Origin of the sequence: Paenarthrobacter sp. NEAU-H11, assembly GCF_050573415.1 — a bacterium.
In the GTDB taxonomy this organism is placed as follows: domain Bacteria; phylum Actinomycetota; class Actinomycetes; order Actinomycetales; family Micrococcaceae; genus Arthrobacter.
This window is the reverse complement of record NZ_JBNZGA010000002.1, coordinates 69701-93163: the sequence shown is the minus strand read 5'-3', so window position 1 is coordinate 93163 and position 23463 is coordinate 69701. Positions and strand designations below refer to the sequence as shown.

Here is a 23463-nt window from a genome sequence, read left to right as displayed (position 1 = left end):
CGGCAGGTATGGAGCAATCGATGGGTTAAACGGGATAGCCCCGGTTCTCCGCAACGATACGAGTCATACGTTGCTTTGAACCGAGGCTATCTCTCCGTTCGCATCAGACCCGCCGGAGGCGTTTAGCGGATCCGTGAATAGTCTATGACAGCTTTGTCACATCGCGCAAGTAGGTTGTTACCTCTTTTGTCACAGGCGTTGAAGCCATATTGCGGCCGGTGGGTAAATGACCGAAAGGCGCCAAAAGATACGCGTCCGGGACCACCTTCCTTGAGTGACGCTCAGTCTTCGTCCACATAGCTCCTCCCTTGCCTCGCGGATCGGGCCGCCTCGGGTGACGCTGTCGTGGTGGACATCAGCGACTATCTTCAGCGCCGCGGTGGCGTGGCCCGGACATCGCATCTGGAAAAGGCCGGATTTGGACGGGCAGCCGTCAGGGGTGCCGTGGCCAGTGGCCGGATCGTGAAGTCCAGCCGCGGCGTTTACGCCATTCCGGCAGCAAATCCCCTGCAGCAGGCCATGAATCGGGGAGGGCTTCTGACGTGTGTGTCTGCTGCGCCCGTATACGGGTTGTGGACCTTGAAGAGTGACCCGGCCTTGCACATCTGCCGCAGTCATCCGGGGCGCACCCCGGGAGTGGTGGAGCATGGGCGGCCCAGACATCCGAGGCACGGCTGGCTTCCTGTTGTGGGCCTGGCAGACGTCCTGCTGCATAGCATGCGTTGCCTACCCGAGCTGGAGGCTCTGATAATGATCCAGTCTGCTGCCGGACGCGGCGACATCTCTCTCGAGTTCCTCTATGCCAGCTGTAGTGGCAAGCGCAATGGCAAGGCCAGGAAGCTTCTGGACCTGGTGATCCCCAGGGCGGACTCATTGCTTGAAGTGCTTGCCAATACGCACTTTGCCAGAGCTGGGCTAAGAGTGCGGAGGCACGTGAATATTCCAGGGGTGGGGGAGGTGGACTTCCTTATCGAGGAGTGCCTTGTTGTGGAGACCGACGGCTCAACCCACTTTGAACCACGTTCGGTCAAGAAGGACCAGCGGCGGAACAACCGGAGCATCCTGGGCGGTTACCTGGTGCTCCGCTACTACTACGAGGACGTGGTCCACGCGCCGGAGGCGATGGTCGCAGAGGTCCTGTCTGTCCTCGAGTTGAGGCGCAGAGGTGTCTTTCCGGCGCGTCCTGCCGATGGCGGCGACGAAAATGCGTAACTTTTGGCCCTGCCACGGCTGCCCGTTCCCGGAAACTCAGGGATCTGCCAGAGTGCCGGCTCTATAAGTCACGCATTTCCGGCCGGCGCGTCCGTGTCAAGGTGCCCCGCTTTGGCCGGAAACCTAGTCTTCGTCGTCCTCGAAGGCCCACTCGAACATGTCGAACACGAACTCCGAGAAGGTGCCTTCCTCGGACTTCCACTGGCCGCGGGCGTTGTTGCGGCGGTACACGATGGGGTCCGGGACGCTGAGGTCTCCCATGCGGAACCCCCAGGTGTACTCCTCTTCCTCGTCCTCGAGGAACATCAGGAAGCCTTCGTCGTCGACTTCCAGTTCGTCCGGATCCCAGAAGTAGTGGTACGCCTCCATCAGGTCCTCGCAGCCGCCAACGGCCAGGTAGAACTCGCGGAGCACCAGGGGAATCTGGAATTGGTGGTCGGCCAGGGCCTTGTCCAGCTCCTCCGGAGTCAGCCCGTCCTCTGCCTGCCATTCGTCCTCGAGATACTTTGGAACCAGCGCACGGAATTTCTCGAGGAACATGTCAGTCATGGTTCAATCCTAGCTAATCGCGGCCCCGCGATTCGCCGCTGTCGGCCTCAGCCCGGTGCCAGCCGTGGACGGCCAGGGGGATGCGCCAGGACCGCCGCCAGCTTGCCACCCGGAAGGCAAATACGACGGCGGCAACGGCGCATGCGGTGAGCGCATTGAAGGTTCCGGTCACCCAGAGCACTCCGGTCAGCGCGGCCCCGCAAAACGCGGGCACCGCGTACAGGTCCGCGGGGTTGAACAGCTGTGGCACCTCGTTGGCCGTGATGTCCCGGAGCAGCCCGCCGCCCACCGCCGTTGTGACCCCCAGCAGGACCGCGGCCGGGGGGTTCACACCAAAGGACAGCGCCTTCAGTGTGCCGGTGATGCAGAAGAGGGCCAGCCCGCCGGCGTCGAACAGCACCAGCAGGGACGTGAAGCGCTGGAACGCGGGGAACAGGAAGTACACCAGGACCGTGGCCAGCACCGGCGGGACGAGGTATGCGGGGTTGGTGAACGCGGCCGGGATGACGGCGAGGATGATGTCCCTGATCACGCCCCCGCCGAGGGACACCAGCGAGGCCAGCAGGAGCGAGCCCACGATGTCGAACTGCTTCCGGGCCGCCAGCAGCGATCCGGACACGGCGAAGAAGAAGATGCCGGCCAGGTCCAGCCATACCAGGGCGATGTCAAAAGGGAATGTCATGGAGCGTCCCGGCGGTTTAAAGAGGGCGGACAGGGCGGCTCCAACGTTACGCTAGCCCCTATGAACAGCCCCATCATGATCGCCTGCGCCCATGGGACGTCCAACACACAGGGAGCCGCGGAGGTCAACGCCCTGCGCGCCGCCATCGCCGCCCTCCGCCCGGGCCTCGATGTCCGGGAAGCCTATGTGGATGTCCAGCAGCCGGACCTGGTGGATGTGGTGGCCGGCCTGCCCGAGGGTGAACCCGCTGTCGTGGTTCCGCTGCTGCTCAGCGTTGGCTACCACGTCAAGGTGGACATCGCCCGGGCCGTGAAGAGCCGGCCGGGCAGTGCTGCTGCCGCGCCGCTGGGGCCGGATCCGCGCCTGGCCGCGCTGCTGGACCAGCGGCTGCGGGAGGCCGGTGTCACGGACAACGACGTGATCGTGCTCGCCGCCGCGGGCTCCTCCAACCCCAACGCCGCGGTCAGCGTCGAAGACCTGCTGGGCCAGCTCCGCGAACTGCGGTCCAACCGGATGGTGGCGGCCTATGGTGCCTCGGCCAAGCCGTCCGTGCCCGACGCCGTTGCGATGCTCCGCGAGGAACTGGAAGGCGGTGCCGGGGCGGGTGAGTCCGCGGGGGCTGTCGACGTCGGCGGGCGCGTGGTGATTGCCTCCTACCTCCTGGCGCCGGGCTTCTTCCACGACCAGCTCGCCAAGGCCGGGGCCGACCTTGTGACGGAACCCCTGCTGCCGTCCCCCGTGCTGGCCGAGATCGCGCTGGAACGGTACGACGCCGCCGTCGCAAAGGCCCGCGAAACCGCGGCCCAGGCGCCGGCCGCCGCCCCGGCCCCCGAGCCCCAGGAAGCCCCCGCAGAACCGGAGCCCGAAACACAGGAGGGTGGCTTCTTCAAGGCTGTCCGGCGTTTCGTGACGAAATATTTCCCTAGGTGACTTAGCGTTTCCGGGCCTTTGTGACGCACTTCGGGCGGGACCTACAGTCGATGCATGACTGATACAGCTCTAGCCGGAGCGTCCGCGGACTCCGCTGCCGCCAAGCGCCCCGCGCGCACCAACCGCCCCGCCGCGAAGCCGCACGGGCAGTGGAAAGTGGACGGCAAAACGCCCCTGAACGCCAACGAAACCTGGAAACAGGAAGACGACGGCCTCAACGTGCGCGAGCGTATCGAGACCATCTATTCCAAAGAGGGCTTCGACGCCATCCCCGGCCAGGACCTGCACGGCCGGTTCCGCTGGTGGGGCCTGTACACCCAGCGCAAGCCCGGGATCGACGGCGGCAAGACCGCAACCCTTGAGCCGCACGAGCTCGAGGACAAGTACTTCATGCTCCGGGTTCGGATCGACGGCGGGGCGCTCACCACCGAGCAGCTGCGCGTCATCGGCCAGATCTCCGTGGACTTCGCGCGTGACTCCGCTGACCTCACGGACCGCCAGAACATCCAGCTGCACTGGATCCGCGTGGAGGACATCCCCGAGATCTGGACCCGCCTGGAAGGTGTTGGCCTGTCCACCACCGAGGCCTGCGGCGACGTTCCCCGCGTGATCCTTGGTTCGCCCGTGGCCGGCATCGCCAAGGACGAGATCATCGACCCCACGCCGCTGATCGCGGAGCTGGGGGAGCGGTTCATCGGCAACCCGCTGCTGTCCAACCTGCCGCGCAAGTACAAGACCGCCATCACCGGCCACCCCAGCCAGGACGTGGTCCACGAGATCAACGACTTCGCCCTGGTGGGTGTCCGCCACCCGGAACTTGGCATCGGCTACGACCTCTGGGCCGGCGGCGCGCTGTCCACCAACCCGATGCTCGGCAAGCGCCTCGGTGCCTTCGTGACGCCGGAGCAGGCTGCCGACGTGTGGCTCGGCGTTACCAGCATCTTCCGCGACTACGGCTACCGGCGCATGCGCACCAAGGCCCGCCTGAAGTTCCTGATGGCCGACTGGGGTCCGGAGAAATTCCGCCAGATCCTCGAGGACGAATACCTCGGCTACAAGCTGGCCGACGGCCCCGCCGCGCCCAAGCCCACCACGCCCGGTGACCACGTCGGCGTGCATGAGCAGAAGGACGGCAAGTTCTTCATTGGTGCCACCCCGCTGGCCGGCCGCCTGTCCGGCGCCGCGCTGGTCAAGCTGGCGGACACCCTCGAGGCCCGCGGCTCCTACCGGCTGCGCACCACCCCGCACCAGAAGCTCGTGGTCCTGGACGTCGAGAAGGAACAGGTTGAGCCCCTGGTGGCTGAACTGGATGCGCTGGGCCTCTCCGCCCGCCCGTCCGTGTTCCGCCGCGGCACCATCGCCTGCACCGGCATCGAGTACTGCAAGCTGGCCATCGTGGAAACCAAGCACACGGCAGCCACCGCAGTTGCCGAGCTGGAGCGCCGCCTGGCCGACCTCGCAGAATCCGGCGAGCTGCCGCACGCACTGTCCCTGCACATCAACGGCTGCCCCAACTCCTGCGCCCGCATCCAGACGGCGGACATCGGCCTCAAGGGCATGATGCTTCCCACGCCCGACGGCGACCCCTCCCCGGGTTTCCAGGTCCACCTGGGCGGCGGGCTGGCTTCCAACGACCGCGAGGAAGCAGGCCTGGGCCGCACCGTCCGCGGGCTCAAGGTCTACGTGGACGATCTCCCGGACTACGTGGAGCGCGTAGTCCGCACCTTCGTAGCCCAGCGGGCCGAAGGCCAGACCTTCGCCGAATGGGCCCACGCAGCAGACGAGGAGGCACTCCAGTAATGGCAAAACATCTCGCACCCGCACCTGCCAAGCGTCCTGTGGAAGAGCTCAAGGCCCTGGCCGAAGCCGGCGCGGCCGAGCTCGGCTGGGACGCCCCCGCCCGCGATGTCATCGCCTGGGTGGAGCGCAACTTCGAACTGCCGGCCGTCGCCGTCGCCTGCTCCATGGCCGACGCCGTCCTGCCGGCCCTCGTCGCTGACCAGATGCCCGGCGTCGACGTCCTGTTCCTGGAGACCGGCTACCACTTCCCGGAAACCTATGCCACGCGCGACGAGGTGGCCGCTAACCTCCGCGTCAACGTGGTGGACGTGCTTCCGGAGAACACCGTGGAACAGCAGGACCGCCTCCTGGGCAAGGACCTCTTCGCCCGCGACGCCGCCCAGTGCTGCGCCCTCCGCAAGGTGGCCCCGCTGCAGCGCACCCTGGCCGGCTACGAACTCTGGTTCACCGGTGTCCGCCGCGACGAGGCGCCCACCCGCACCAACACTCCGCTGGTCAGCTGGGACGACAAGAACGGCCTGGTCAAGGTCAACCCGGTGGCCGCATGGACATTCGACCAGCTGGTCCAGTACTCCGACGACAACCTCCTGCCCGTCAACCCGCTGCTATCCCAGGGTTACCCCTCCATTGGCTGCCAGCCCTGCACCCGCAAGGTGGCGCCCGGCGACGACCCCCGCGCCGGCCGCTGGGCAGGTACCGACAAGACAGAATGCGGGCTACACGTATGAGCACTTTCCTAACCGAGGAGACTACCCAGGTGACCGACTCCGCCGTCTCAACCCGACTGAGCAGCCTGGACACCCTCGAATCCGAGGCCATCCACATCATCCGCGAGGTTGTCGCCGAGTTCGAGAAGCCCGCGCTGCTGTTCTCCGGCGGCAAGGACTCCGTGGTGATGCTGCACCTGGCCACCAAGGCCTTCTGGCCGGGCAAGGTCCCCTTCCCCGTGCTGCACGTGGACACCGGCCACAACTTCCCCGAGGTCATCGACTTCCGTGACCGCACCGTTGAACGCCTCGGCCTGAAGCTCGTCGTCGGCTCCGTCCAGGAGTTCATTGACCGCGGCGAGCTCGCCGAGCGTGCCGACGGCACCCGCAACCCGCTGCAGACCGTCCCGCTGCTGGACGCGATCCAGCGGAACAAGTTCGACGCCGTCTTCGGCGGCGGCCGCCGCGACGAGGATAAGGCCCGCGCCAAGGAGCGCATCCTGAGCCTCCGCGACGAGTTCGGCCAGTGGGACCCGCGCAACCAGCGGCCCGAGCTGTGGAACCTCTACAACGGCCGCCACACTGTGGGCCAGCACGTCCGCGCGTTCCCCATCAGCAACTGGACCGAGCTGGACATCTGGCGCTACATCGAGCGCGAGAACATCGAGCTGCCCGGCCTGTACTACGCCCACGAGCGCGAAGTCTTCGCCCGCGACGGCATGTGGCGCGCGGTGGGCGAAGTGTCCCAGCCGCTGCCGCACGAGGAAGTCATCACCAAGACCGTCCGCTACCGCACCGTGGGGGACATGTCCTGCACCGGCGCCGTCGAATCGGACGCGTACACCGTGTCCGACGTCGTGGTTGAAGTCGCTGCCTCCACCCTGACCGAACGTGGCGCCACCCGTGCAGATGACCGCATCTCCGAGGCCGCCATGGAAGACCGCAAGAAGGACGGGTATTTCTAAATGAGCACCGACACAGTTTTGTCCGGCGCGGCCGGCGACCTCGAAGCTGCCCTGCCCACAACGCTCTTCCGCTTCGCCACCGCGGGATCGGTCGACGACGGCAAGTCCACTTTGGTGGGCCGCCTCCTTCACGATTCCAAGGCCATCCTGGCTGACACCCTCGACGCCGTTGCCCGCACCTCCGCGGACCGCGGCTTCGGCGGGGCTGCCGGCGGGATCGACCTGGCGCTGCTGACGGACGGCCTGCGTGCCGAGCGCGAGCAGGGCATCACCATCGACGTGGCCTACCGCTACTTCGCCACCGACCGCCGCAGCTTCATCCTGGCCGACTGCCCCGGGCACGTCCAGTACACCAAGAACACGGTGACCGGCGCGTCCACTGCGGATGCCGTCGTCGTCCTCATCGACGCCCGCAAGGGCGTGCTGGAGCAGACCCGCCGGCACCTGTCCGTGCTGCAGCTGCTGCGCGTGGCGCACGTGATCGTGGCCGTGAACAAGATCGACCTGGTGGACTTCAGCGAATCCGTGTTCCGCGGGATCGAAGCCGACGTGCAGCAGGTGGGCCGCGAGCTGGGCCTGGGTTCCGATGGAATCACCGACCTGCTGGTCATCCCCGTGTCCGCCCTCGACGGCGACAACGTGGTGGACCGCTCCGAGCGGACCCCCTGGTACACCGGCCCCGCCCTGCTTGAGGTCCTTGAGACCCTGCCGGCCGCCGACGAACTGGAAAGCCACCTGGAAAGCTTCCGCTTCCCGGTGCAGCTGGTCATCCGGCCGCAGGGCGCCCTGGCACCGGACGCCGTTGCCGCCGGGCTGGACGTGGAGGACTACCGCGACTACCGCGCGTACGCCGGCCAGATCACCGAAGGCTCGGTCAAGGTGGGGGACAAGGTCTCGGTCCTGACCCCCGGCCAGGACCCGCGCACCACAACGGTGGTGGGCATCGACTTCGCCGGCGCCTCGCTGGAGGAAGCCGCCGCCCCGCAGTCCGTGGCCATCCGCCTGGCCGAGGAATTCGACGTCGCCCGCGGCGACACCATCGCTGCAGCCGGCACCGTCCGCGAGGCCTCCGCAGACCTGTACGCGTCACTGTGCTGGCTGTCCCCGAAGCCCTTGCGCGAGGGCCAGAAGGTGCTGGTCAAGCACGGCACCCGCACTGTCCAGGCGCTGGTCCGCAACGTTGGAGGCAAGCTGGACCTGGCATCGTTCAAGCTGGAACCGGCGTCCACCCTGGAACTGAACGACATCGGCAACGCGCAGCTCCGGCTCGCCGCGCCGCTGCCGCTGGAGAACTACCTGCACCACCGCCGCACCGGCGCGTTCCTGGTGATCGACCCGCTGGACGGCAACACCCTCGCCGCCGGCCTGGTCAAGGACCACCCGGGCGACCACGAGGACGAGCGCTACAGCATCTAGGGACTCCCTTTCGAAGCCGCGGCTTGTTCGCAGATCCGGACCTTCAAGGTCCTGATTCGCGAACAAGCCGCGGTTTTGTCGTCTCGTATGGTTGTTGGAAGGAGGCGGAGCATGGAGACCATCAACCCGAAGCTTCTGAACTGGGCTTCGATCCTGGATGAAAAGACCCGCGAGCAGGCCGTGATGACCTCACAGCTGCCCTTCATCTATCCCCACCTGGCCCTGATGCCGGACGCGCACCTGGGCCTGGGCGCCACCGTGGGCTCCGTCATCCCCACGCTCGGCGCCATCATCCCGGCGGCGGTGGGGGTGGACATCGGCTGCGGCATGATCGCGGTCCGGACCCAGTACGCGCTTAAGGACCTTCCCAAGAACCGCAAGACGCTGCGCGAGGACATTGAACGCGCCATCCCGCTTTCGGCCGGTCACAACAACCGGACAGTGCTCCCCACGGCGGAACCCCGGATCGCGGAGCTGAAGAGGCTGGCCGCGAAAGCCGGCTTCAATCCGGGCCAGTATGTCGAAAAATGGGAACTGCAGTTGGGCTCCCTGGGCTCGGGCAACCACTTCATCGAGGTCTGCGCAGACGAAGCCGACGCGGTCTGGCTCTTCCTGCACTCCGGCTCGCGCGGCGTCGGCAACAAGATCGCCCAGCACCACATCGGCGTCGCGCAGCGCGTGGTGACGAAAAGCAGGGTCCACCTCCCTGACCGGGACCTGGCCTACCTCGAGGAGGGCACGCCCGAGTTCGAGAGGTACATCGCGGAGCTGCGCTGGGCCCAGCACTTCGCGCTGCTGAACCGCGAGGAGATGATGGACCGCGTTACCACCCGGTTCGGCCACTGGGTGCGCGGCCGGGTGCGCGAGCTGGAACGGATCAACTGCCACCACAACTTCACCCAGCAGGAGACGCACTACGGCAAGTCGGTGTGGGTGTCCCGCAAGGGCGCCATCAAAGCCGGGCCCGGCGATCCTGGACTCATTCCCGGGTCTATGGGGACGGCGTCGTACGTAGTGGAAGGCCGCGGCAACCCCGCGTCGCTGAACTCCTCGCCCCACGGGGCCGGCCGTGAGTACTCCCGCAACGCCGCCCGCAAGGCGTTCTCCCTGGAGGAGCTGAAGAAGGCCATGCGGGGGATTGAGTTCCGGGCGTCGGAGGCCTTCATCGACGAGATTCCGGCAGCCTACAAGCCCATTGACCAGGTGATGCACGACGCCGCGGACCTGGTGTCGGTGCGGCACAAGCTGCGACAGCTGGTCAATGTGAAGGGCAACTGAATCGCGGAAGTCCGGTGGCAGGGCGGCCGAATGTGACGCTAGATGAACGTGCGTGACCCCCCGTTTAGGCTTCATTGAACGGGAATATGACTCTCCCTATGGTGAAACAATGACTAGTTCCAAGCCCGGGATGATCCGCATCGTGGCAGGCGAAAGCGCAGCACCCAAGCGCAAGCGTGCCGTCGAGGCCGCCCTTGCCATCGGACTGGTCCTGCTGATCGCCGTCGGGGCCGTGGTGGCGTCCACCGTTTCGCGGAACACGGAGGCGCAGGCCGCTGAGCCCACGCCAGCCGCCGAGCTGAAGCTCGGGTACTTCGGCAATGTCACCCATGCCCCGGCACTGGTTGGCATCAAGGAGGGGTTCCTCGCCGAAGCCCTGGGCAGCACGTCGCTCAGCACCGAAACCTTCAACGCCGGGCCGGCAGCCATCGAGGCCCTGAACGCCGGCGCCATCGACGCCGCCTACATCGGCCCGAACCCGGCCATCAACTCGTACGTCAAGAGCCGGGGCGAGTCCGTCAGGATCATTGCCGGTGCTGCCGCGGGCGGCGCCCAGCTGGTGGTCAAGCCGGAGATCAAATCGGCCGCCGACCTCCAGGGTAAGACCCTTGCCTCCCCGCAGTTGGGCGGCACGCAGGACGTTGCCCTCCGCGCCTGGCTGGCCTCCCAGGGCTACAAGACCAACGTGGACGGCAGCGGCGACGTCGCCATCAACCCCACGGAAAACGCGCAAACGCTGAAGCTGTTCCAGGACGGAAAGCTCGACGGCGCGTGGTTGCCTGAGCCGTGGGCGTCACGCCTGGTGCTCCAGGCCGGAGCCAAGGTGCTGGTGGACGAAAAGGACCTGTGGGACGGCAGCGGCACCGGGAAGCCGGGCGAGTTTCCCACAACGGTGCTGATCGTGAACCAGAAGTTCGCCGCGGACCATCCGGACACCGTCAAGGCACTGCTGGCCGGCCATGCGAAGTCGGTGGCCTGGCTGAACGAGGCCCCCGCCGCGGAAAAAGCTTCCGTCATCAACTCGGCACTGCAGGAATCCGCCGGCGCGGCCCTTGCCGAGGACGTCCTGGCCCGGTCCCTGGCCAACATCACCTACACGCTGGACCCGCTGGCCGGAAGCTACCCGCGGCTGCTGCGCGACGGCGTCGAGGCCGGCACCACCAAGCAGGCCGAGATCAACGGGCTCTTCGACCTCCGCCCGCTCAACGACGTGGCGGGCGAAGGCCCCGCCGGCCAAGGCAGCAGCAAGATTTCATCAGCCGGCCTCGGCCAGGACTGATCCCACCCACCTACTTAAGGACGGCACCATGCCAGTCGTACTGGAACACCTGGGCAAGCGCTTCGGCGACGGCGCCCCGGTACTGGACGACGTCAACGCCACCATCGGGAAGGGCGAGTTCGTTGCCCTCCTCGGCGCCTCCGGCTGCGGCAAATCCACCCTGCTGAACATCATCGCGGGACTGGAGCCGCCGTCGTCGGGCGCCCTGGAGGTGCCCAGCGACGGTGCCGCCTTCATGTTCCAGGACGCCGCGCTGTTCCCGTGGCTGACCGCCCGGGAAAACATCGAGCTGGCCCTGAAACTCCGCGGCGTGGGCAAGGCGGAGCGCAAGGCCAAGGCCCAGGAACTCCTTGAGCTGGTGCACCTGGGTTCGGCCGGGGACAAGCGCCCGCACGAGCTCTCCGGCGGCATGCGCCAGCGCGTGTCACTGGCGCGCTCGCTCGCCCAGGACCGGCAGCTGCTCCTGATGGACGAGCCCTTCGCCGCCCTCGACGCCATCACCCGCGACCTGCTGCACGATGAACTGGAGCGGATCTGGAAGGAAACCGGGCGGACCATCGTCTTCGTGACCCACAACGTCCGCGAGGCCGTCCGGCTGGGCCAGCGCGTGCTGCTGCTGTCCTCGCGGCCGGGCCGGGTGGTCCAGGAGTGGGACGTCACCGAGGAACACCGAACCGACGCCGGGCTCGCCGGCCAGCTGACCGGGGTCATCACTGCCCGGCTCCGGGAGGAGATCCGCCGCCATGCCAAGTAACCCAACGCCCCTGGCCGAAGCTTCCGCCGAACCGGCCGAGCCCCGCCACATCCACGCCGCGCTGACCCGGTCCTCCACCGGGCGCGAGGACCTGCGCGAACTCGAGTCCGGGCTGGACTCCCTGCAGTCCGACGCCGACCGGAAGCGCCGGGTGGACTGGAGCCGCATCCTGCTGCCCATCGCCGCCCTGGTGGTGCTGGTGCTGGCGTGGCAGTTCTACGTCTCGCTTGGGTTCAAGCGCCGCGATCAGGTGCCAGGCCCGATGGACGTGCTGGGCCAGATGGGAGTCCTCTGGAGCGAGGGCAAAGTGCAGGAATCCGTATGGACGTCACTGCAGCGAGGGCTGGTGGGCTTCGTCATTTCGGTCGCCATCGCCACACCGGTGGGACTGCTGCTGGCCCAGGTCGCGCCGCTGCGCCGGGCCTTTGGTCCGCTGATTTCCGGCCTCCAGGTGCTGCCGTCGGTTGCCTGGGTCCCGGCGGCCATCATCTGGTTCGGCCTCACCGACGCCACCGTGTATTTCGTGGTGTTCATGGGCGCCATCCCGTCCATCATCAACGGCCTGATTTCCGGTGTGGACCAGATCCCGCCGCAGTACCGGCGCGTGGGCACCGTCCTGGGCGCGTCCCGGCTGGAGATGGCGCTGCAGATCATCCTCCCCGCCGCGCTGCCCGGCTACCTGGGCGGCCTGAAGCAGGGCTGGGCCTTCTCCTGGCGGTCTCTCATGGCGGCGGAAATCATCGCCGTGGGCGGCACCATCGGCTTCGGCCTGGGCTCCCTGCTGGATCAGGGAAGGCAGCTGTCCGACATGGCCGTGGTGATGTCGGCGATCCTGCTGATCCTCGCCGTCGGCATCCTGATAGAGCTGTTGGTCTTCGGGCCCATCGAGAAGCGGCTCCTCCGCAGCCGCGGGCTCCTGGCCGGCAGTACCCGCTAAGCACCCCCGCCTTCCGCACCCCGCAAAGCCCGACGGCGACCTCCCGCCGTCGGGCTTTGCCGTGTCCGCCGACCTAAATGCGTAACTTCTGACCGCCCGGGGCCGCCCCCGCCGCGCGGTATCGCGGGCACCATCCTGCATCAGGCCCAAAAGTTACGCATTTGCGGCCGGACCCGGGAGGTGCCGACCCAAAGGACCTGGATGGCAGACTGGCTCCATGACCGCCAATTTTGCGTGCCACACCGAGAGTTCCCTTCCACCGGAGAGGCTGTTCGACCTGGCCCGCAGCGTCGACGCCCACGTGGAATCCCAGAAAGGCTCGGGGGAGCGGGCGGTGGCCGGCGTGACGTCCGGGCTGATCGGTGAGGGCCAGGAAGTCTCCTGGCGGGCACGGCATTTCGGGCTTTCGCTCACGATGACCAGCCGCGTCACCCAGATGGACTACCCGCGGAGCTTCACGGACGAGCAAATCCGCGGCCCGTTCCGGTCCTTCCGCCACGTCCATGAATTCGAGGCCACCCCCGGCGGCTGCATCATGACAGACCGGGTGGAGTTCACGGCGCCGTTCGGGCTCCTTGGCCGTGCAGCCGAAAAGCTGGTCCTGCGGCCCTACCTGCACCGGCTCATCCGGGACCGCGGCCGGTTCCTCGCCGGCATCAGCAACTGAACCGGGCACATTGGCAAGGACGCGCCGGGGACAAGGGCGCAGACGGCCCTGAGCCCCGCCAATGTGCCCCGTGAAGGCGCACGACGACGGCCTGCCAGCTTTGTGACGAAGCGTTACCTTGCGTGAACTGGTGTTGCTCGGCCTTTGTGGGCGATTGTGACGCGGCCCTACCGTTGATTCATGGCAATTCAGGATATTTACCCCACCGCGCTGCGCCTCCTCGGCCGCCCGGTGCTGGTGGTGGGTGGGGGCCCCGTTGCTGCCCGCCGCGCCAAGGGGTTGCTCGACGCCGGTGCAGTGGTCACCGTTGTGGCTCCCGTTGCCTCCGCCGCGCTCCAGGACATGGCCGACGCCGGCCTCCTCACCTGGGAGCAACGCACCTACCTTCCGTCCGACGTCGACGGCGCCTGGTTCGTCCAGACCGCCACCGGCGATACCGCCGTGGACGCCCAGGTCTCGAACGACGCCGAGGCGCAGCGCGTCTGGTGCGTCAACGCCTCCGACCATGAAGCCTCCGCCGCCTGGACCCCGGCAGTCGCCGAGGTGGACGACGTCAAGATCGCAGTGAACGCCGGGGGAGACCCCCGCCGTGCCATGGCAGTGCGCGACGCCGTTGCTACCGCCCTCGAAACGGGTGACCTTCCGTTGCGCCGCCGCCGGGCCCACCGCGGTTCCGTTGCGCTGGTGGGTGGCGGCCCCGGCGATACCGGGCTCATCACCGTCCGCGGCCGCCGGCTCCTGGGCCAGGCCGACGTCGTGGTGGCCGACCGCCTGGGCCCCCGCGAACTCCTGAACGAACTTGCACCCGATGTCCGCGTGATCGAGGTTGGCAAGACGCCCGGCCACCACCCCGTGCCGCAGGCGGAGATCAACCGGATCCTCGTCGAGGAAGCCCTCAAAGGCCACCGGGTGGTCCGGCTCAAGGGCGGCGACCCGTACGTCCTGGGCCGCGGCGGGGAAGAGGCCGAACACTGCCGGCAGCACGGCGTCGAGGTTGAAGTGGTTTCCGGCGTCACGTCGGCGATCTCCGTTCCCGCCGCAGCCGGAATCCCGGTGACGCACCGCGGACTGGCGAAGGGCTTCAGCGTGGTGACCGGCCACGAGGAACTCTCTGAAATCCCCGCCCGCCCCGACCACACCATCGTCCTGCTCATGGGTGTGGGCCAACTTCGCGAGTCCGCGTCCGCCCTCGGCAAAGCCGGACTGCCTGACGGGACGCCAGTTGGTATCGTGGAAAACGGCTATTTGCCGGACCAGCGCGTGACGATCGGCACCCTTGGTTCCATTGCGGACCAGGCGGAAGCCGCCGGCGTCGCAAATCCCGCAGTCATTGTCATCGGCGACGTGGTGGGCGTGAGCCCCTTCGCGCCGTCGCACTTCAAAACCGCTGACTACAGCACCACCACCCCGAACAGCCCCCGCAAGCCCCGAGTCCTCACAACCTAGTAGCCCCCACCCAACTAAGTAGCGCCAAGTGTCGTTTTGAACCCTCATAACGACACTTAGCGCTACCTAGTTGGGACGGACCGAAGAAAAGGAACACAGCCGTGTCATCAAGCACCACCGTAGGTTCTGCCGAACGTCCGCTGCGCGTCGCCGTCGTGGGCTCCGGCCCGGCCGGCGTCTATGCCGCGGACATCCTCACCAAGAGCGAGGCCGTCAAGAGCGGCGAGCTGACCGTGAGCATCGACCTCTTTGACCGCTACCCGGCACCCTACGGCCTGATCCGCTACGGCGTTGCCCCGGACCACCCCCGCATCAAGGGCATCGTCAACGCCCTGCACAAGGTCCTGGACCGCGGCGACATCCGCTTCTTCGGCAACGTGGACTACGGCACCGACCTCACCATCGAGGACCTCCGCACCCACTACGACGCCGTCATCTTCGCCACCGGCGCCATCAAGGACGCGGACCTGAACATCCCCGGCATCGAGCTCGAAGGCTCCTTCGGCGGCGCAGACTTCGTCTCCTGGTACGACGGCCACCCGGACGTGCCGCGCGAATGGCCGCTCGAGGCCAAGGAGATCGCCGTGATCGGCAACGGCAACGTGGCCCTGGACGTGGCCCGCGTCCTGTCCAAGCACGCCGACGACCTGCTGGTCTCTGAAATCCCGGACAACGTCTACGCCGGCCTGAAGGCTTCCCCGGTCACGGACGTGCACGTCTTTGGCCGCCGCGGCCCCGCCCAGGTGAAGTTCACCCCGCTGGAGCTGCGCGAGCTGTCCCACTCCAAGGACGTGGACATCATCCTGTACCCGGAGGACTTCGAGTTCGACGAGGAATCGGACCGCCAGATCCAGACGAACAATCAGACCAAGACCATGGTGGGCACGCTCACTAACTGGATCGCCGAGCAGCCCGAGGACCTCTCCGAGCTCAAGGCCTCCCGCCGCCTGCACCTGCACTTCCTGCACAGCCCGGTGGAGATCTATGACGACGCCGAGACCCCGGGCAAGGTGGCCGGCATGCGGTTTGAGCGCACCGAGCTGGACGGCACGGGCAACGCCCGCGGCACCGGCGAGTTCGTGGAGTACCCGGTCCAGGCCGTGTACCGCGCCATCGGCTACTTCGGCTCCGCCCTGCCGGAGATCGAGTTCGACCACACCAAGGGCGTCATCCCGAACGACGGCGGCCGCGTCCTGGACGCCTCGGGCACCCACGTGCCGGGCATCTACGCCACCGGCTGGATCAAGCGCGGACCGGTGGGCCTGATCGGCCACACCAAGGGCGACGCCCTCGAGACCGTCACCTACCTGCTGGAGGACCGCGAAAACCTCCCGGTGGCCAGTGTTCCCGCAGAGGACGCCGTCGTGGAACTCCTCGATGCCCGGGGCGTGAAGTTCACCAGCTGGGAAGGCTGGCTGGCGCTGGACGCGCACGAGCTCGCGCTCGGTGCTGCGGCCACCGAGGCCGGCGGCTCCCACGGTGTCGAGGTCAAGCGTGAGCGCATCAAGGTGGTGCCGCGCGAGGACATGGTGGACATCTCCCGCGACGGCGTGGCCGCGCAGGTCTAGTTCGCAGGAACAACGCGGGGTCACTTTCCGCCCGATAATCCGAAGTTATTGGGCGGGATGTGACCCGCGTTGCTTTAACCCGTGCGTGCTATCTCCCTGCCCCGCCTGCTGCCATGAGTTCGAGCCGCTTGAGGGTCTCGCGGTTGCGCACTGAGATTGCGGGGTCACGCAGTACCTTGGGCACCCGCTTGCCGGGTCCGCGGATGGCGTCCTCGGCGATGGTCACCAGGCACTGATCGCCCCGGTCCTCAAGGGTGATGGCCACCTTCGCTTCGCCCATGGGCCAGCCGCGGGCCACCAGTTCCAGGGATTTACCGGGTTCGACGCCGGTCACCTGCGTGCTGTCGTTGATCACCAGCGGCCACGCGCCCACGGAGTGGTGCAGGCGTGAGCCGGCCTGCGGCCACGTGTCATCCACGGCCCTGATCCGGGAAGCGCCCACCACCCAGCCGGAGTACAGCCAGCCGTCGGCGATGACTTTCCAGATATCGGCGGCGGGGGAGTTGAACAGCTGGGACACGGTGGACATGGTGTTCCTTCCTGTGGTGGTGGAGCGGGCAGGATTTCCCGCCGCAGCGGGAGCCGCAGCGGGGGAGCGTACGACGACGGCAGGAGCCGGCTGCTGTGCCGCCAGGTAGGAGCGCTCCCGGAGGCGGCGCGCCCAGGCATACGTTTGTGTTCCGGGCGGCTGGTTGGCGAGCGGGTCGAAGCGCAGGGGAGTGTCCCGCGGCTCGGGGGCGGCGCGCAGGCGCAGCTCGCCGCACTCATGCCACTGCCCGGCTGGCCTGGCCCAGTACAGTCCAAGAATCCATTCCCCGGAAGCCAGCGACGCGTCCGGAAGCTGCTCCGTCCGCAGGCCCAGCAGCACCGGACCTTTCCGGCCGCGGTACGGCATGAGGGTGGTCAGGGTGGCGCTTGCGACGTCGAGTTTGGGCTGGAGCAGGAACCGGCCGGGCAGCCGCCAGCCGGTGGACGCGAAGAGGACGTCGGCCGGGCCGGGGCCGGCAAAGCCGGCAGCAGGGCCGCCGGGAGCATGACCGCCGGGCGGGGTGACCCGAAGCGCAAGCCCCAGGATGTCCGGAAGGTTCTGCGGCAGGCCCGCCGAACGGGAAAACCTCGCCTCGACGGTGTCCGTGCCGGGCTGGTCCAGCCAGTCCAGCCCGCTCGGCTCACCGGGGCTGCCGGTCCTAGCCAGGTCACCGGCCAGCGCCACCCCGTCCGGATGGATGGGCCGGTCAGGCCGGGCCAGCTTGACGAGGCGGAACATGCCCGCGAAGGCGCCGCCCGCCGTCGCACTTAAGGCCCCGCCCGCCGTCGTACCTATGGGTCCGGCGCGGCCGGCCGCTGGTTGGTCACTCACAAGGTGGTCCGTCATGCTTCCTTCCTACCCCGAAAAGGCGGAACTACATGCGTCCGAACCGCGACCGGACAAGGGCGAAAATCCCATAGGCGATGAATCCGGCACCGATGGCCACCAGGAGGTACGGCCCGAAGGGATGGTCCTGGAGGGCCTTGAGGCTGCCGTCCAGCCCGGTGGATTCGTCCGGGCTGTGCTTGGCGGCGGCGATGACGAAGAGCAGTCCGGTGAGGACCAGGGCTACGCCTTTGGCGATGTGGCCGCCGACGCCCAGGACGTCGATCAGCCTGCCGCGCCGCCTGCCGTCGAAGTAGTACAGCTCCTCCTTGAACCCCCGGCGGACCCCCTTGGCCATGAAGTAGATTCCAATCCCAATGATCGTCAGGCCGAGGGCCACCAGCGTCCACAGCCCTGGCGGCGTAGCCATCAGCGAGGCGCTGAAATCCCGGGTGCTGTCACTGGAATCCCCACGCAGCCCGACGGCGAAACCGGCGAAGCTGAACCCCACGCTGCTGTAGGCGATGGCCAGGAAACCGGAGGAAATGAGCTTGGACACGCGCTCCTTGCGGGGGAGCCGGCGTGCCCGCAGGGTGGCCTCGCTTGCCTGCCACAGCCCCAGGCCGAGGCAAGCCAGTACGCAGGCCCACATCACGGCCGGGCCCCAGGCGTTGGCGGCGAGCTGCTCGATCGCCCCGGTGGGTTCGGCCTCGCCGGGCTGGCCGAACGCCACGGCGATGGCAATGGCGCCGATGATCACGTGCAGCAGGGCCATGACGGCGAATCCGGTGCGCGCCAGGACGTCCAGGGCCTTGTGGTTGGAGGCCTCCTCGACAGCGTCCGCGGCCTGGCGGATGGTGGATTCCCCGTCAGACATGGCTCAGCCGTTCATTGGTCCTTCGGCCCGCAGCTTCTCGGCGCCGGGCCCCTCGACGTGCACGGTGCAGCGGACCACGAGCCTTCCGGGGGCGTTGTCCAGTTCCACCAGGGAGTCGTCCGCACTCAGGACCGTGAACACCTGGGAGTCCGGCACCACGGCCACCCCCTTGGCTTTGGCCGTCTCCCGGGCGTTGCCCAGTGCCTCGTTCTGCAGGCCTTCTATGTATGCGTTCTCGTCTTCACGGGCCGGGTCCCCAAAAGCCCAGCCAAACAAAGTCCCTGTGTTTCCCATGGCGACGATGTTACGCGTTCTGCTCTGGGAAGACGGGCTTTCGTAACATTAGTAAGTGTGCTTACCATGGGCGGGCCAAGACCCTGACGGGACACGGCAAGCGAAGACCGCACGAGCGGCATCCCGCAACCACTTCGACGTTAGGAATGCACAACATGGCAGGAAATCTCATTGCCCGGTCAGTTCACGATTTGACGGCAGCGGCGTGGTTCGGCGGATCCCTCATGGGGGCCATCGGCCTCAACGGTGCAGCGGCGGCAGCCAAGGATCCGTCCGAACGCACCCGGCTCTCCAGTGCCGGCTGGATGAAGTGGGCGCCGTTCCAGACGGCGGCCTTCGCCTCCCACCTCGTGGCGGACCTGGCCATCGCCTGGGAGAACAAGGGACGCATTGCCAAGCAGGAGGGCGTGGCCCGGGACACCGTGATCAAGACGGCGGTGACGGTGGTAGGCGCGGCGGTAACGCTGTACTCCGGCATCCTTGGCAAGAAGGTGGAGAAGCTTGCGGACCAGGGCGCCGCGGGTGCCACGGAGCCCCGGCCGGAGGCATCCGACGAACTGAAGGCGGCCCAGCAGCAGCTGAAGGTGCTGCAGTGGGTCATCCCGGCGTTCGCCGGCCTGGTGGTTGTCCTGGGCGCGAAGCACGGCGAGATGCAGCGTCCCAAGAACGTCCTCGCGGGCCTGCGCTCCTAGCCATACGGGTGCCTGCCCCGGGGTAAGGCGGCAACGCACGACGACGGTCCGGCACCTGGGTGCCGGACCGTCGTCGTGCACGGGCCGGGAAGGTGTCCTTGCCGGCCGGCCTAGATCGGTTTGGTGCCCGCCGGTGGCAGGTTCGGGTTCATGTCCTCGAGGTTCGGGTCCTCGGCAGTCCATACCTGGATGATGGCCCAGGCAACGGCGGCCAGCGGCACGGACAGCACCGCACCCACGATGCCGGCGAGGATGGTTCCGGCCGTCAACGCCATCAGGATCACCAGGGCGTGGAGCTGCAGGGACTTGCCCATGACGATGGGCTGCAGGAGGTCGCCCTCGAGCTGGTTGACGGCGATGACCACGGCCACCACGATCAGGGCGACCACCGGCCCGTTCGCCACCAGCGCCACCAGGGCTGCAAGGATCCCGGCCACGGTGGCGCCAACCAGGGGGATGAAGGCGGTGATGAAGACGACGATGGCCAGCGGGATGGCCAGGGGCACCTGCATGATCAGCAGCGCGGCGCCGATGGCCACCGTGTCCACCAGGGCGACGATCGCGGTGCCGCGGACGTAGCCGCCGAGCACCTCAAGGGTGCGGCGGCCCACGCGGCGCAGCTTGGCTTCACGGGCTCCGGTGAACGGGCGGAGGAAGAAGTTCCAGATCTTGGCGCCGTCCTTCAGGAAGAAAAAGAGGATGACGATCATCAGGCCGGCCCCGGCGATGAACTCGGTGACCACGGACAATCCGGTGATGGCGCCGGAGCGGACCTGGCTGCTGGTGGCGAAGTCGATGATGCCCTGCCGGGCCTGGTCCAGCTGTTCCTGCTCGATGGGGACGGGTCCGGTCAGCAGGAACTTCTCCAGCTCATCCAGTCCGGAGGAGGCCTGCTGGGCGAGCTCGCTCCACTGGTTGCGCACCGAGAAGTAGATGACGGTGGACACGCCGCCCAGCGCCAGCAAAAGGCCGATGAACGCGATCCCTGTTGCCAGTCCCCCGGGCAGCCCCCGGCGCCGGAGCATGTTCACGAACGGGCCGATGGCCGCGGCCAGGATCAGCGCTATCAGGACTGGAATGACCAAAAGCTTGATCTGCATCAGCGCGTAGACGGATACAACCGCCACGATAAGGATCAGCAGGACCTGGGCGGCGCGGATGCCCACCCTGCCCAGGCCGTCACCCCAGAGCTCGGAGGGGGACCTGGGTTCCTTGGGCTTCCGGGCAGCCGCAGGGCGGTGGCCTTCGCCGCCCGGCTCCCCGTGCGCGGCGGCAGCGGCAGCCGCAACAGCCGGTGATTGTGCCGTGGCCTCCTGCGGGGGTTCGTGGCTCACGTCGTGCTCGGTGAGGCGTGATGATCGCGCCATGGGAACTCCTCATCGTCGGCGGGTGCCTGCCGCGCCGGGATGCCGGACAGGCTTACTACCTTCTCAGGTAGTAAGCCTACTGACGGATTGGGCAAGGGTGAAACCCCGGAGGACTATCCGGCGAGCCATTCGGCGCAGGAGTTCAGGTTCCGGTTCACGGTGGCCACGGCGGCCTCCGCGTCACGGAGTTCAATGGCATCAACCAGCAGGCCGTGCCCCTCATGCGGGCGCCCGTCGAAACCCGGCCGGCCCTGCTGCTTCAGGAGGTCCTGGTGGAAGGCGGCGCCAAAGCTGGCATACAGCTCGTGCAGCAGGGGGTTGCCGGAGGCCTGGGCTACCCGTTCATGGAAACCCCAGTCAGCGCGCGCCCAGGCCTCGTAGTCGCCGGCGCCCCAGGCCTGGTCCCGGGCGGCGAGCAGGGCACGCAGCGCCGTGACGTCGTCGGCCGTGGCATTCCTCGCCGCCAGCCGGGCCGCCTGGGTGTCCAGGCCCAGCCTGACTTCCAGGATGTGCTCCTCGGTGTGGTCCTGGTACAGCCGGCGGGCCGCGCCGGAAATTTCACTGGTGGCCCGGACGTAGGTGCCGTCACCGCGCCGGACCTCCAGCATTCCGCTGTGGGCAAGGGCCTTGACGGCCTCGCGGAGGGTGCCGCGGGAGACGCCGAGGCGGGCTATCAGCTCGGTTTCGGACGGGATGCGCCGGTGCAGGGGCCATTCGCCGGAGTGGACCATGCTGCGCAGCTTGGCGGTGACCTCGTCCGCGAGCGGCGGGCGGGAGGATGGGCTTAGGGCCATGGCGTGCTACTTCCTTCCAACGGCGTTGGTCATGGCCCTGCCGGTGATCAGGTGGGCCACCACGATCTGGGCCAGCGCCAGGCCAAGCAGGAGCAGGAGGGGCAGGGTCCAGCCGCCGGTGGCGCTGTGCAGCAGTCCCATCCCGAACGGTCCGGCCGTGGCCAGGAGGTAACCCGTGGACTGGGCAAGCGTGGACAGTGCGGTGGTTTCGGCGGTGCTCGCCCCGCTGCGGCTGATCATCACCATCACCAGCGGGAAGATGCCCAGGCCGAAGCCCAGCAGGGCGGCAGGGACGGCGGCCAGCCCCACCGGGAGCACCAGTAGCAGCACCATGCCCGCCACCATGGTGACGCTGACCAGGTAGAACGCAGGCCGCAGCATCCGGGGCCGGGAGCCGATCGCGATCAGCACCATGCCTGCCGGCACGGAGACCAGCTGCATCAGCCCAAACATCAGTCCGCTGTCCGAGGCGCTCATGCCCATGGTGGTCAGCATGTAGGGGAACCAGCTCAGCAGGGCATAGGCGAGCAGGGCCTGCAGCGTGAAGATCACTGTAAGGAGCAGCCCTTTGCGGGTCCGCAGCAGCGGCCACGGCGAGACGCGGGCCGCCGGCCTCCGGGGGCTGTTGCGGTGGGCGTGCAGTGCCACGGGCAGGAAGCCAAGGAGGGCCGCGACGGCGGTGATGCCAATGGCACCGACGGCCGCCGACGGCGAGCCGAGGGCGTGGGCCAGCGGAACCACGGCGACGGCGGTCACGGTGGCACCCGTGGTCATGGTCACCGTGTAGACGGCGGTCATGAGCGACGTGCGGCGCGCGAAGTGTTCCCGGATGAAAGAGGGCATGGCCACGTTGCAGACGGCCAGGCCGGACATGCCAAGGACGCTGCCGGCCACCAGCATGCCGGTGGCCGGAATGCCGCGCAGGAGGAGCCCGCCGGCCAGCATGGCCAGGGCCACCAGGATCGCCTTTTCCACGCCAAGGCGCCCGGTTAGCCAGGAGGTGCCGGCGCCCGCCAGCGCAAAGCACAGCGTGGGGATGGACGGGATGACGGCGGCCACCAGCGCCCCATACCCGAGGACTGCCTGGAGGTCATGCAGCAGGGCGGACGCTCCGGTGATGCCCGCGCGCAGGTTCAGTCCGATCAGCACCAGCGCAATCACGCCGAAAACGACGGCGGACCGGGGCTTGGTGCCCGTCCCGGACAAAGCGGCGGCCGGGACGGCCGGGGTTGCCGGGGCGGCAGCAGCGGGCGCGTTGGCGGCGGGAGGATACGACTCAGGCATCTCTCGAGTCTAAAGGTTAGACGTTTGACGTCTGCAGTTTTGTGGCGGACCTCTCTCCCGGCCGTTCATCTTCGGGCAATAGAATCCGGTTACGGCACCGGGCCAGCCAGGTCCGGACCCGCCGCAACGACGCGGAAGGACGGCCTGTTTCGGTGAGCCAACAAACGGAGATTGAGAAGAAGTACGACGTCGACGAGGACGCCACAGTGCCTCCGCTGGAGGGGCTCCCAGGAGTCACCAGGGCGGGTCTTCCCCATACTGCTGTGCTTCAGGCCGTCTACTTCGACACGAAGCGCCATACACTGGCGTCCCACCGGATCACCCTCCGCCGCCGCACCGGCGGAACCGACGCCGGCTGGCACCTGAAGCTGCCGCCGCTGGATGACGCTGCTTCCGCAACGGAACCGCTGCGGCGGCGGGAACTGCACGCCCCGCTGGGGCAGCCCGATGTGGTGCCTGACAGCCTCTTGGCCTACCTCCAGGCATACCTCCGGGGGGCTGAAGTGGCTCCGGTGGTGGGGGGGGGGACCCCCCCCCCCCCCCCCCCCCCCCCCCCCCCCCCCCCCCCCCCCGCGGGGCGGCGCCCCGCCCAACCAGGGGCGGGCCGCGCA

The 23463-nt window shown here is 67.8% G+C and carries 23 protein-coding genes and 1 pseudogene; 16 read left to right on the top strand and 8 right to left on the bottom strand.

Translation table 11 applies throughout. The features are described 5' to 3' along the window. Positions 1 to 345 precede the first annotated feature (345 nt). Positions 346 to 435, top strand: a pseudogene (locus tag ACQ3DC_RS03000) (hypothetical protein); the annotation flags it as partial. A gap of 315 nt (positions 436 to 750) precedes the next feature. After that, the gene (locus tag ACQ3DC_RS02995; protein WP_430751667.1) at positions 751 to 1212 is read left to right on the top strand and encodes an endonuclease domain-containing protein; all 462 of its coding nucleotides are present in this window, start codon (positions 751 to 753) and stop codon (positions 1210 to 1212) included. A 123-nt stretch (positions 1213 to 1335) separates the two neighbouring features. Here ACQ3DC_RS02995 and ACQ3DC_RS02990 read toward each other — a convergent pair whose 3' ends face one another. Next, positions 1336 to 1761: an SMI1/KNR4 family protein gene (locus ACQ3DC_RS02990; RefSeq protein WP_157241517.1), complete on the bottom strand. Its 426-nt coding sequence runs from the start codon at positions 1759 to 1761 to the stop codon at positions 1336 to 1338. A 13-nt stretch (positions 1762 to 1774) separates the two neighbouring features. Next, positions 1775 to 2443, bottom strand: a complete 669-nt coding sequence (locus ACQ3DC_RS02985; RefSeq protein ID WP_321214164.1) for a trimeric intracellular cation channel family protein — start codon at positions 2441 to 2443, stop codon at positions 1775 to 1777. Positions 2444 to 2503: 60 nt separating this feature from the next. Between ACQ3DC_RS02985 and ACQ3DC_RS02980 the strand changes: the two genes are divergently transcribed. From ACQ3DC_RS02980 to ACQ3DC_RS02925, 12 genes are all read left to right on the top strand, one after another. After that, positions 2504 to 3373, top strand: coding sequence for a sirohydrochlorin chelatase (locus tag ACQ3DC_RS02980; RefSeq protein WP_321214163.1), 870 nt, complete (start codon positions 2504 to 2506; stop codon positions 3371 to 3373). 54 nt (positions 3374 to 3427) lie between these two features. Then, complete coding sequence (locus ACQ3DC_RS02975; protein ID WP_323056933.1) at positions 3428 to 5173, top strand: nitrite/sulfite reductase; 1746 nt, start codon at positions 3428 to 3430, stop codon at positions 5171 to 5173. Next, positions 5173 to 5901, top strand: coding sequence for a phosphoadenylyl-sulfate reductase (locus ACQ3DC_RS02970; RefSeq protein ID WP_430751483.1), 729 nt, complete (start codon positions 5173 to 5175; stop codon positions 5899 to 5901). The genes ACQ3DC_RS02975 and ACQ3DC_RS02970 overlap by 1 nt, the downstream gene beginning before the upstream one ends. After that, the gene (gene cysD, locus ACQ3DC_RS02965; protein WP_104998738.1) at positions 5898 to 6845 is read left to right on the top strand and encodes a sulfate adenylyltransferase subunit CysD; all 948 of its coding nucleotides are present in this window, start codon (positions 5898 to 5900) and stop codon (positions 6843 to 6845) included. The genes ACQ3DC_RS02970 and cysD overlap by 4 nt, the downstream gene beginning before the upstream one ends. Continuing rightward, the gene (locus ACQ3DC_RS02960) at positions 6846 to 8261 is read left to right on the top strand and encodes a sulfate adenylyltransferase subunit 1 (RefSeq protein WP_157241523.1); all 1416 of its coding nucleotides are present in this window, start codon (positions 6846 to 6848) and stop codon (positions 8259 to 8261) included. A 111-nt stretch (positions 8262 to 8372) separates the two neighbouring features. Then, the gene (locus tag ACQ3DC_RS02955; RefSeq protein WP_430751482.1) at positions 8373 to 9539 is read left to right on the top strand and encodes an RtcB family protein; all 1167 of its coding nucleotides are present in this window, start codon (positions 8373 to 8375) and stop codon (positions 9537 to 9539) included. 130 nt (positions 9540 to 9669) lie between these two features. Beyond that, positions 9670 to 10818 carry an ABC transporter substrate-binding protein gene (locus ACQ3DC_RS02950; RefSeq protein ID WP_430751666.1) on the top strand — a complete coding sequence of 383 codons (1149 nt, stop codon included), beginning with the start codon at positions 9670 to 9672 and terminating at the stop codon, positions 10816 to 10818. Between the two features lie 28 nt (positions 10819 to 10846). Continuing rightward, positions 10847 to 11572, top strand: coding sequence for an ABC transporter ATP-binding protein (locus ACQ3DC_RS02945; protein ID WP_157241525.1), 726 nt, complete (start codon positions 10847 to 10849; stop codon positions 11570 to 11572). Further along, positions 11562 to 12509 (top strand): ABC transporter permease, encoded by a 948-nt coding sequence (locus tag ACQ3DC_RS02940; protein ID WP_430751481.1) that lies wholly within the window; start codon positions 11562 to 11564, stop codon positions 12507 to 12509. The genes ACQ3DC_RS02945 and ACQ3DC_RS02940 overlap by 11 nt, the downstream gene beginning before the upstream one ends. A gap of 217 nt (positions 12510 to 12726) precedes the next feature. Next, on the top strand, positions 12727 to 13176 hold the full coding sequence (locus ACQ3DC_RS02935) for an SRPBCC family protein (protein WP_321214159.1): 450 nt from the start codon (positions 12727 to 12729) through the stop codon (positions 13174 to 13176). A gap of 180 nt (positions 13177 to 13356) precedes the next feature. Beyond that, positions 13357 to 14622 carry a uroporphyrinogen-III C-methyltransferase gene (gene cobA, locus ACQ3DC_RS02930; RefSeq protein ID WP_430751480.1) on the top strand — a complete coding sequence of 422 codons (1266 nt, stop codon included), beginning with the start codon at positions 13357 to 13359 and terminating at the stop codon, positions 14620 to 14622. Between the two features lie 101 nt (positions 14623 to 14723). Beyond that, the gene (locus tag ACQ3DC_RS02925) at positions 14724 to 16190 is read left to right on the top strand and encodes an FAD-dependent oxidoreductase (RefSeq protein ID WP_321214157.1); all 1467 of its coding nucleotides are present in this window, start codon (positions 14724 to 14726) and stop codon (positions 16188 to 16190) included. An 88-nt stretch (positions 16191 to 16278) separates the two neighbouring features. On the opposite strand, the gene ACQ3DC_RS02920 is transcribed toward ACQ3DC_RS02925, so the two are convergent. Genes ACQ3DC_RS02920 through ACQ3DC_RS02910 form a run of 3 tightly spaced genes read right to left on the bottom strand, consistent with a single transcriptional unit; the run spans position 16279 to position 18715 of the window. Continuing rightward, the gene (locus ACQ3DC_RS02920) at positions 16279 to 17565 is read right to left on the bottom strand and encodes an SRPBCC family protein (protein WP_421092427.1); all 1287 of its coding nucleotides are present in this window, start codon (positions 17563 to 17565) and stop codon (positions 16279 to 16281) included. A 28-nt stretch (positions 17566 to 17593) separates the two neighbouring features. Then, positions 17594 to 18421 (bottom strand): DUF1206 domain-containing protein, encoded by an 828-nt coding sequence (locus ACQ3DC_RS02915; protein WP_421092428.1) that lies wholly within the window; start codon positions 18419 to 18421, stop codon positions 17594 to 17596. A gap of 3 nt (positions 18422 to 18424) precedes the next feature. Further along, the gene (locus ACQ3DC_RS02910) at positions 18425 to 18715 is read right to left on the bottom strand and encodes a hypothetical protein (protein ID WP_157241530.1); all 291 of its coding nucleotides are present in this window, start codon (positions 18713 to 18715) and stop codon (positions 18425 to 18427) included. Between the two features lie 155 nt (positions 18716 to 18870). Here ACQ3DC_RS02910 and ACQ3DC_RS02905 point away from each other — a divergent pair, with 155 nt between their 5' ends. Continuing rightward, positions 18871 to 19407 (top strand): hypothetical protein, encoded by a 537-nt coding sequence (locus ACQ3DC_RS02905; RefSeq protein ID WP_157241531.1) that lies wholly within the window; start codon positions 18871 to 18873, stop codon positions 19405 to 19407. 110 nt (positions 19408 to 19517) lie between these two features. Here the strand turns inward: ACQ3DC_RS02905 and ACQ3DC_RS02900 are convergent, their stop codons facing one another. The 3 genes from ACQ3DC_RS02900 to ACQ3DC_RS02890 form a co-directional block, all read right to left on the bottom strand. Beyond that, complete coding sequence (locus ACQ3DC_RS02900) at positions 19518 to 20774, bottom strand: AI-2E family transporter (RefSeq protein ID WP_430751479.1); 1257 nt, start codon at positions 20772 to 20774, stop codon at positions 19518 to 19520. Positions 20775 to 20887: 113 nt separating this feature from the next. Then, positions 20888 to 21568, bottom strand: a complete 681-nt coding sequence (locus ACQ3DC_RS02895; RefSeq protein WP_430751478.1) for a FadR/GntR family transcriptional regulator — start codon at positions 21566 to 21568, stop codon at positions 20888 to 20890. Between the two features lie 6 nt (positions 21569 to 21574). Beyond that, positions 21575 to 22852 carry a CynX/NimT family MFS transporter gene (locus ACQ3DC_RS02890; RefSeq protein WP_430751477.1) on the bottom strand — a complete coding sequence of 426 codons (1278 nt, stop codon included), beginning with the start codon at positions 22850 to 22852 and terminating at the stop codon, positions 21575 to 21577. A 41-nt stretch (positions 22853 to 22893) separates the two neighbouring features. Here ACQ3DC_RS02890 and ACQ3DC_RS02885 point away from each other — a divergent pair. Next, the coding region (locus ACQ3DC_RS02885) for a CYTH domain-containing protein (RefSeq protein ID WP_430751665.1) at positions 22894 to 23463 on the top strand (570 nt) is incomplete at its 3' end.

What these genes read in the sequence shown, in the direction of transcription:
- ACQ3DC_RS02915 (WP_421092428.1), bottom strand. Translation starts at nt 18,421, where the DNA reads ATGTCTGACGGGGAATCCACCATCCGCCAGGCCGCGGACGCTGTCGAG.
- ACQ3DC_RS02900 (WP_430751479.1), bottom strand. Translation starts at nt 20,774, where the DNA reads ATGGCGCGATCATCACGCCTCACCGAGCACGACGTGAGCCACGAACCC.
- ACQ3DC_RS02890 (WP_430751477.1), bottom strand. Translation starts at nt 22,852, where the DNA reads ATGCCTGAGTCGTATCCTCCCGCCGCCAACGCGCCCGCTGCTGCCGCC.
- ACQ3DC_RS02895 (WP_430751478.1), bottom strand. Translation starts at nt 21,568, where the DNA reads ATGGCCCTAAGCCCATCCTCCCGCCCGCCGCTCGCGGACGAGGTCACC.
- ACQ3DC_RS02960 (WP_157241523.1), top strand. Translation starts at nt 6,846, where the DNA reads ATGAGCACCGACACAGTTTTGTCCGGCGCGGCCGGCGACCTCGAAGCT.
- ACQ3DC_RS02970 (WP_430751483.1), top strand. Translation starts at nt 5,173, where the DNA reads ATGGCAAAACATCTCGCACCCGCACCTGCCAAGCGTCCTGTGGAAGAG.
- ACQ3DC_RS02920 (WP_421092427.1), bottom strand. Translation starts at nt 17,565, where the DNA reads ATGACGGACCACCTTGTGAGTGACCAACCAGCGGCCGGCCGCGCCGGA.
- ACQ3DC_RS02940 (WP_430751481.1), top strand. Translation starts at nt 11,562, where the DNA reads ATGCCAAGTAACCCAACGCCCCTGGCCGAAGCTTCCGCCGAACCGGCC.
- ACQ3DC_RS02910 (WP_157241530.1), bottom strand. Translation starts at nt 18,715, where the DNA reads ATGGGAAACACAGGGACTTTGTTTGGCTGGGCTTTTGGGGACCCGGCC.
- ACQ3DC_RS02950 (WP_430751666.1), top strand. Translation starts at nt 9,670, where the DNA reads ATGATCCGCATCGTGGCAGGCGAAAGCGCAGCACCCAAGCGCAAGCGT.
- ACQ3DC_RS02985 (WP_321214164.1), bottom strand. Translation starts at nt 2,443, where the DNA reads ATGACATTCCCTTTTGACATCGCCCTGGTATGGCTGGACCTGGCCGGC.
- cobA (WP_430751480.1), top strand. Translation starts at nt 13,357, where the DNA reads ATGGCAATTCAGGATATTTACCCCACCGCGCTGCGCCTCCTCGGCCGC.
- ACQ3DC_RS02980 (WP_321214163.1), top strand. Translation starts at nt 2,504, where the DNA reads ATGAACAGCCCCATCATGATCGCCTGCGCCCATGGGACGTCCAACACA.
- ACQ3DC_RS02945 (WP_157241525.1), top strand. Translation starts at nt 10,847, where the DNA reads ATGCCAGTCGTACTGGAACACCTGGGCAAGCGCTTCGGCGACGGCGCC.
- ACQ3DC_RS02955 (WP_430751482.1), top strand. Translation starts at nt 8,373, where the DNA reads ATGGAGACCATCAACCCGAAGCTTCTGAACTGGGCTTCGATCCTGGAT.
- ACQ3DC_RS02990 (WP_157241517.1), bottom strand. Translation starts at nt 1,761, where the DNA reads ATGACTGACATGTTCCTCGAGAAATTCCGTGCGCTGGTTCCAAAGTAT.
- ACQ3DC_RS02995 (WP_430751667.1), top strand. Translation starts at nt 751, where the DNA reads ATGATCCAGTCTGCTGCCGGACGCGGCGACATCTCTCTCGAGTTCCTC.
- ACQ3DC_RS02975 (WP_323056933.1), top strand. Translation starts at nt 3,428, where the DNA reads ATGACTGATACAGCTCTAGCCGGAGCGTCCGCGGACTCCGCTGCCGCC.
- ACQ3DC_RS02905 (WP_157241531.1), top strand. Translation starts at nt 18,871, where the DNA reads ATGGCAGGAAATCTCATTGCCCGGTCAGTTCACGATTTGACGGCAGCG.
- cysD (WP_104998738.1), top strand. Translation starts at nt 5,898, where the DNA reads ATGAGCACTTTCCTAACCGAGGAGACTACCCAGGTGACCGACTCCGCC.
- ACQ3DC_RS02935 (WP_321214159.1), top strand. Translation starts at nt 12,727, where the DNA reads ATGACCGCCAATTTTGCGTGCCACACCGAGAGTTCCCTTCCACCGGAG.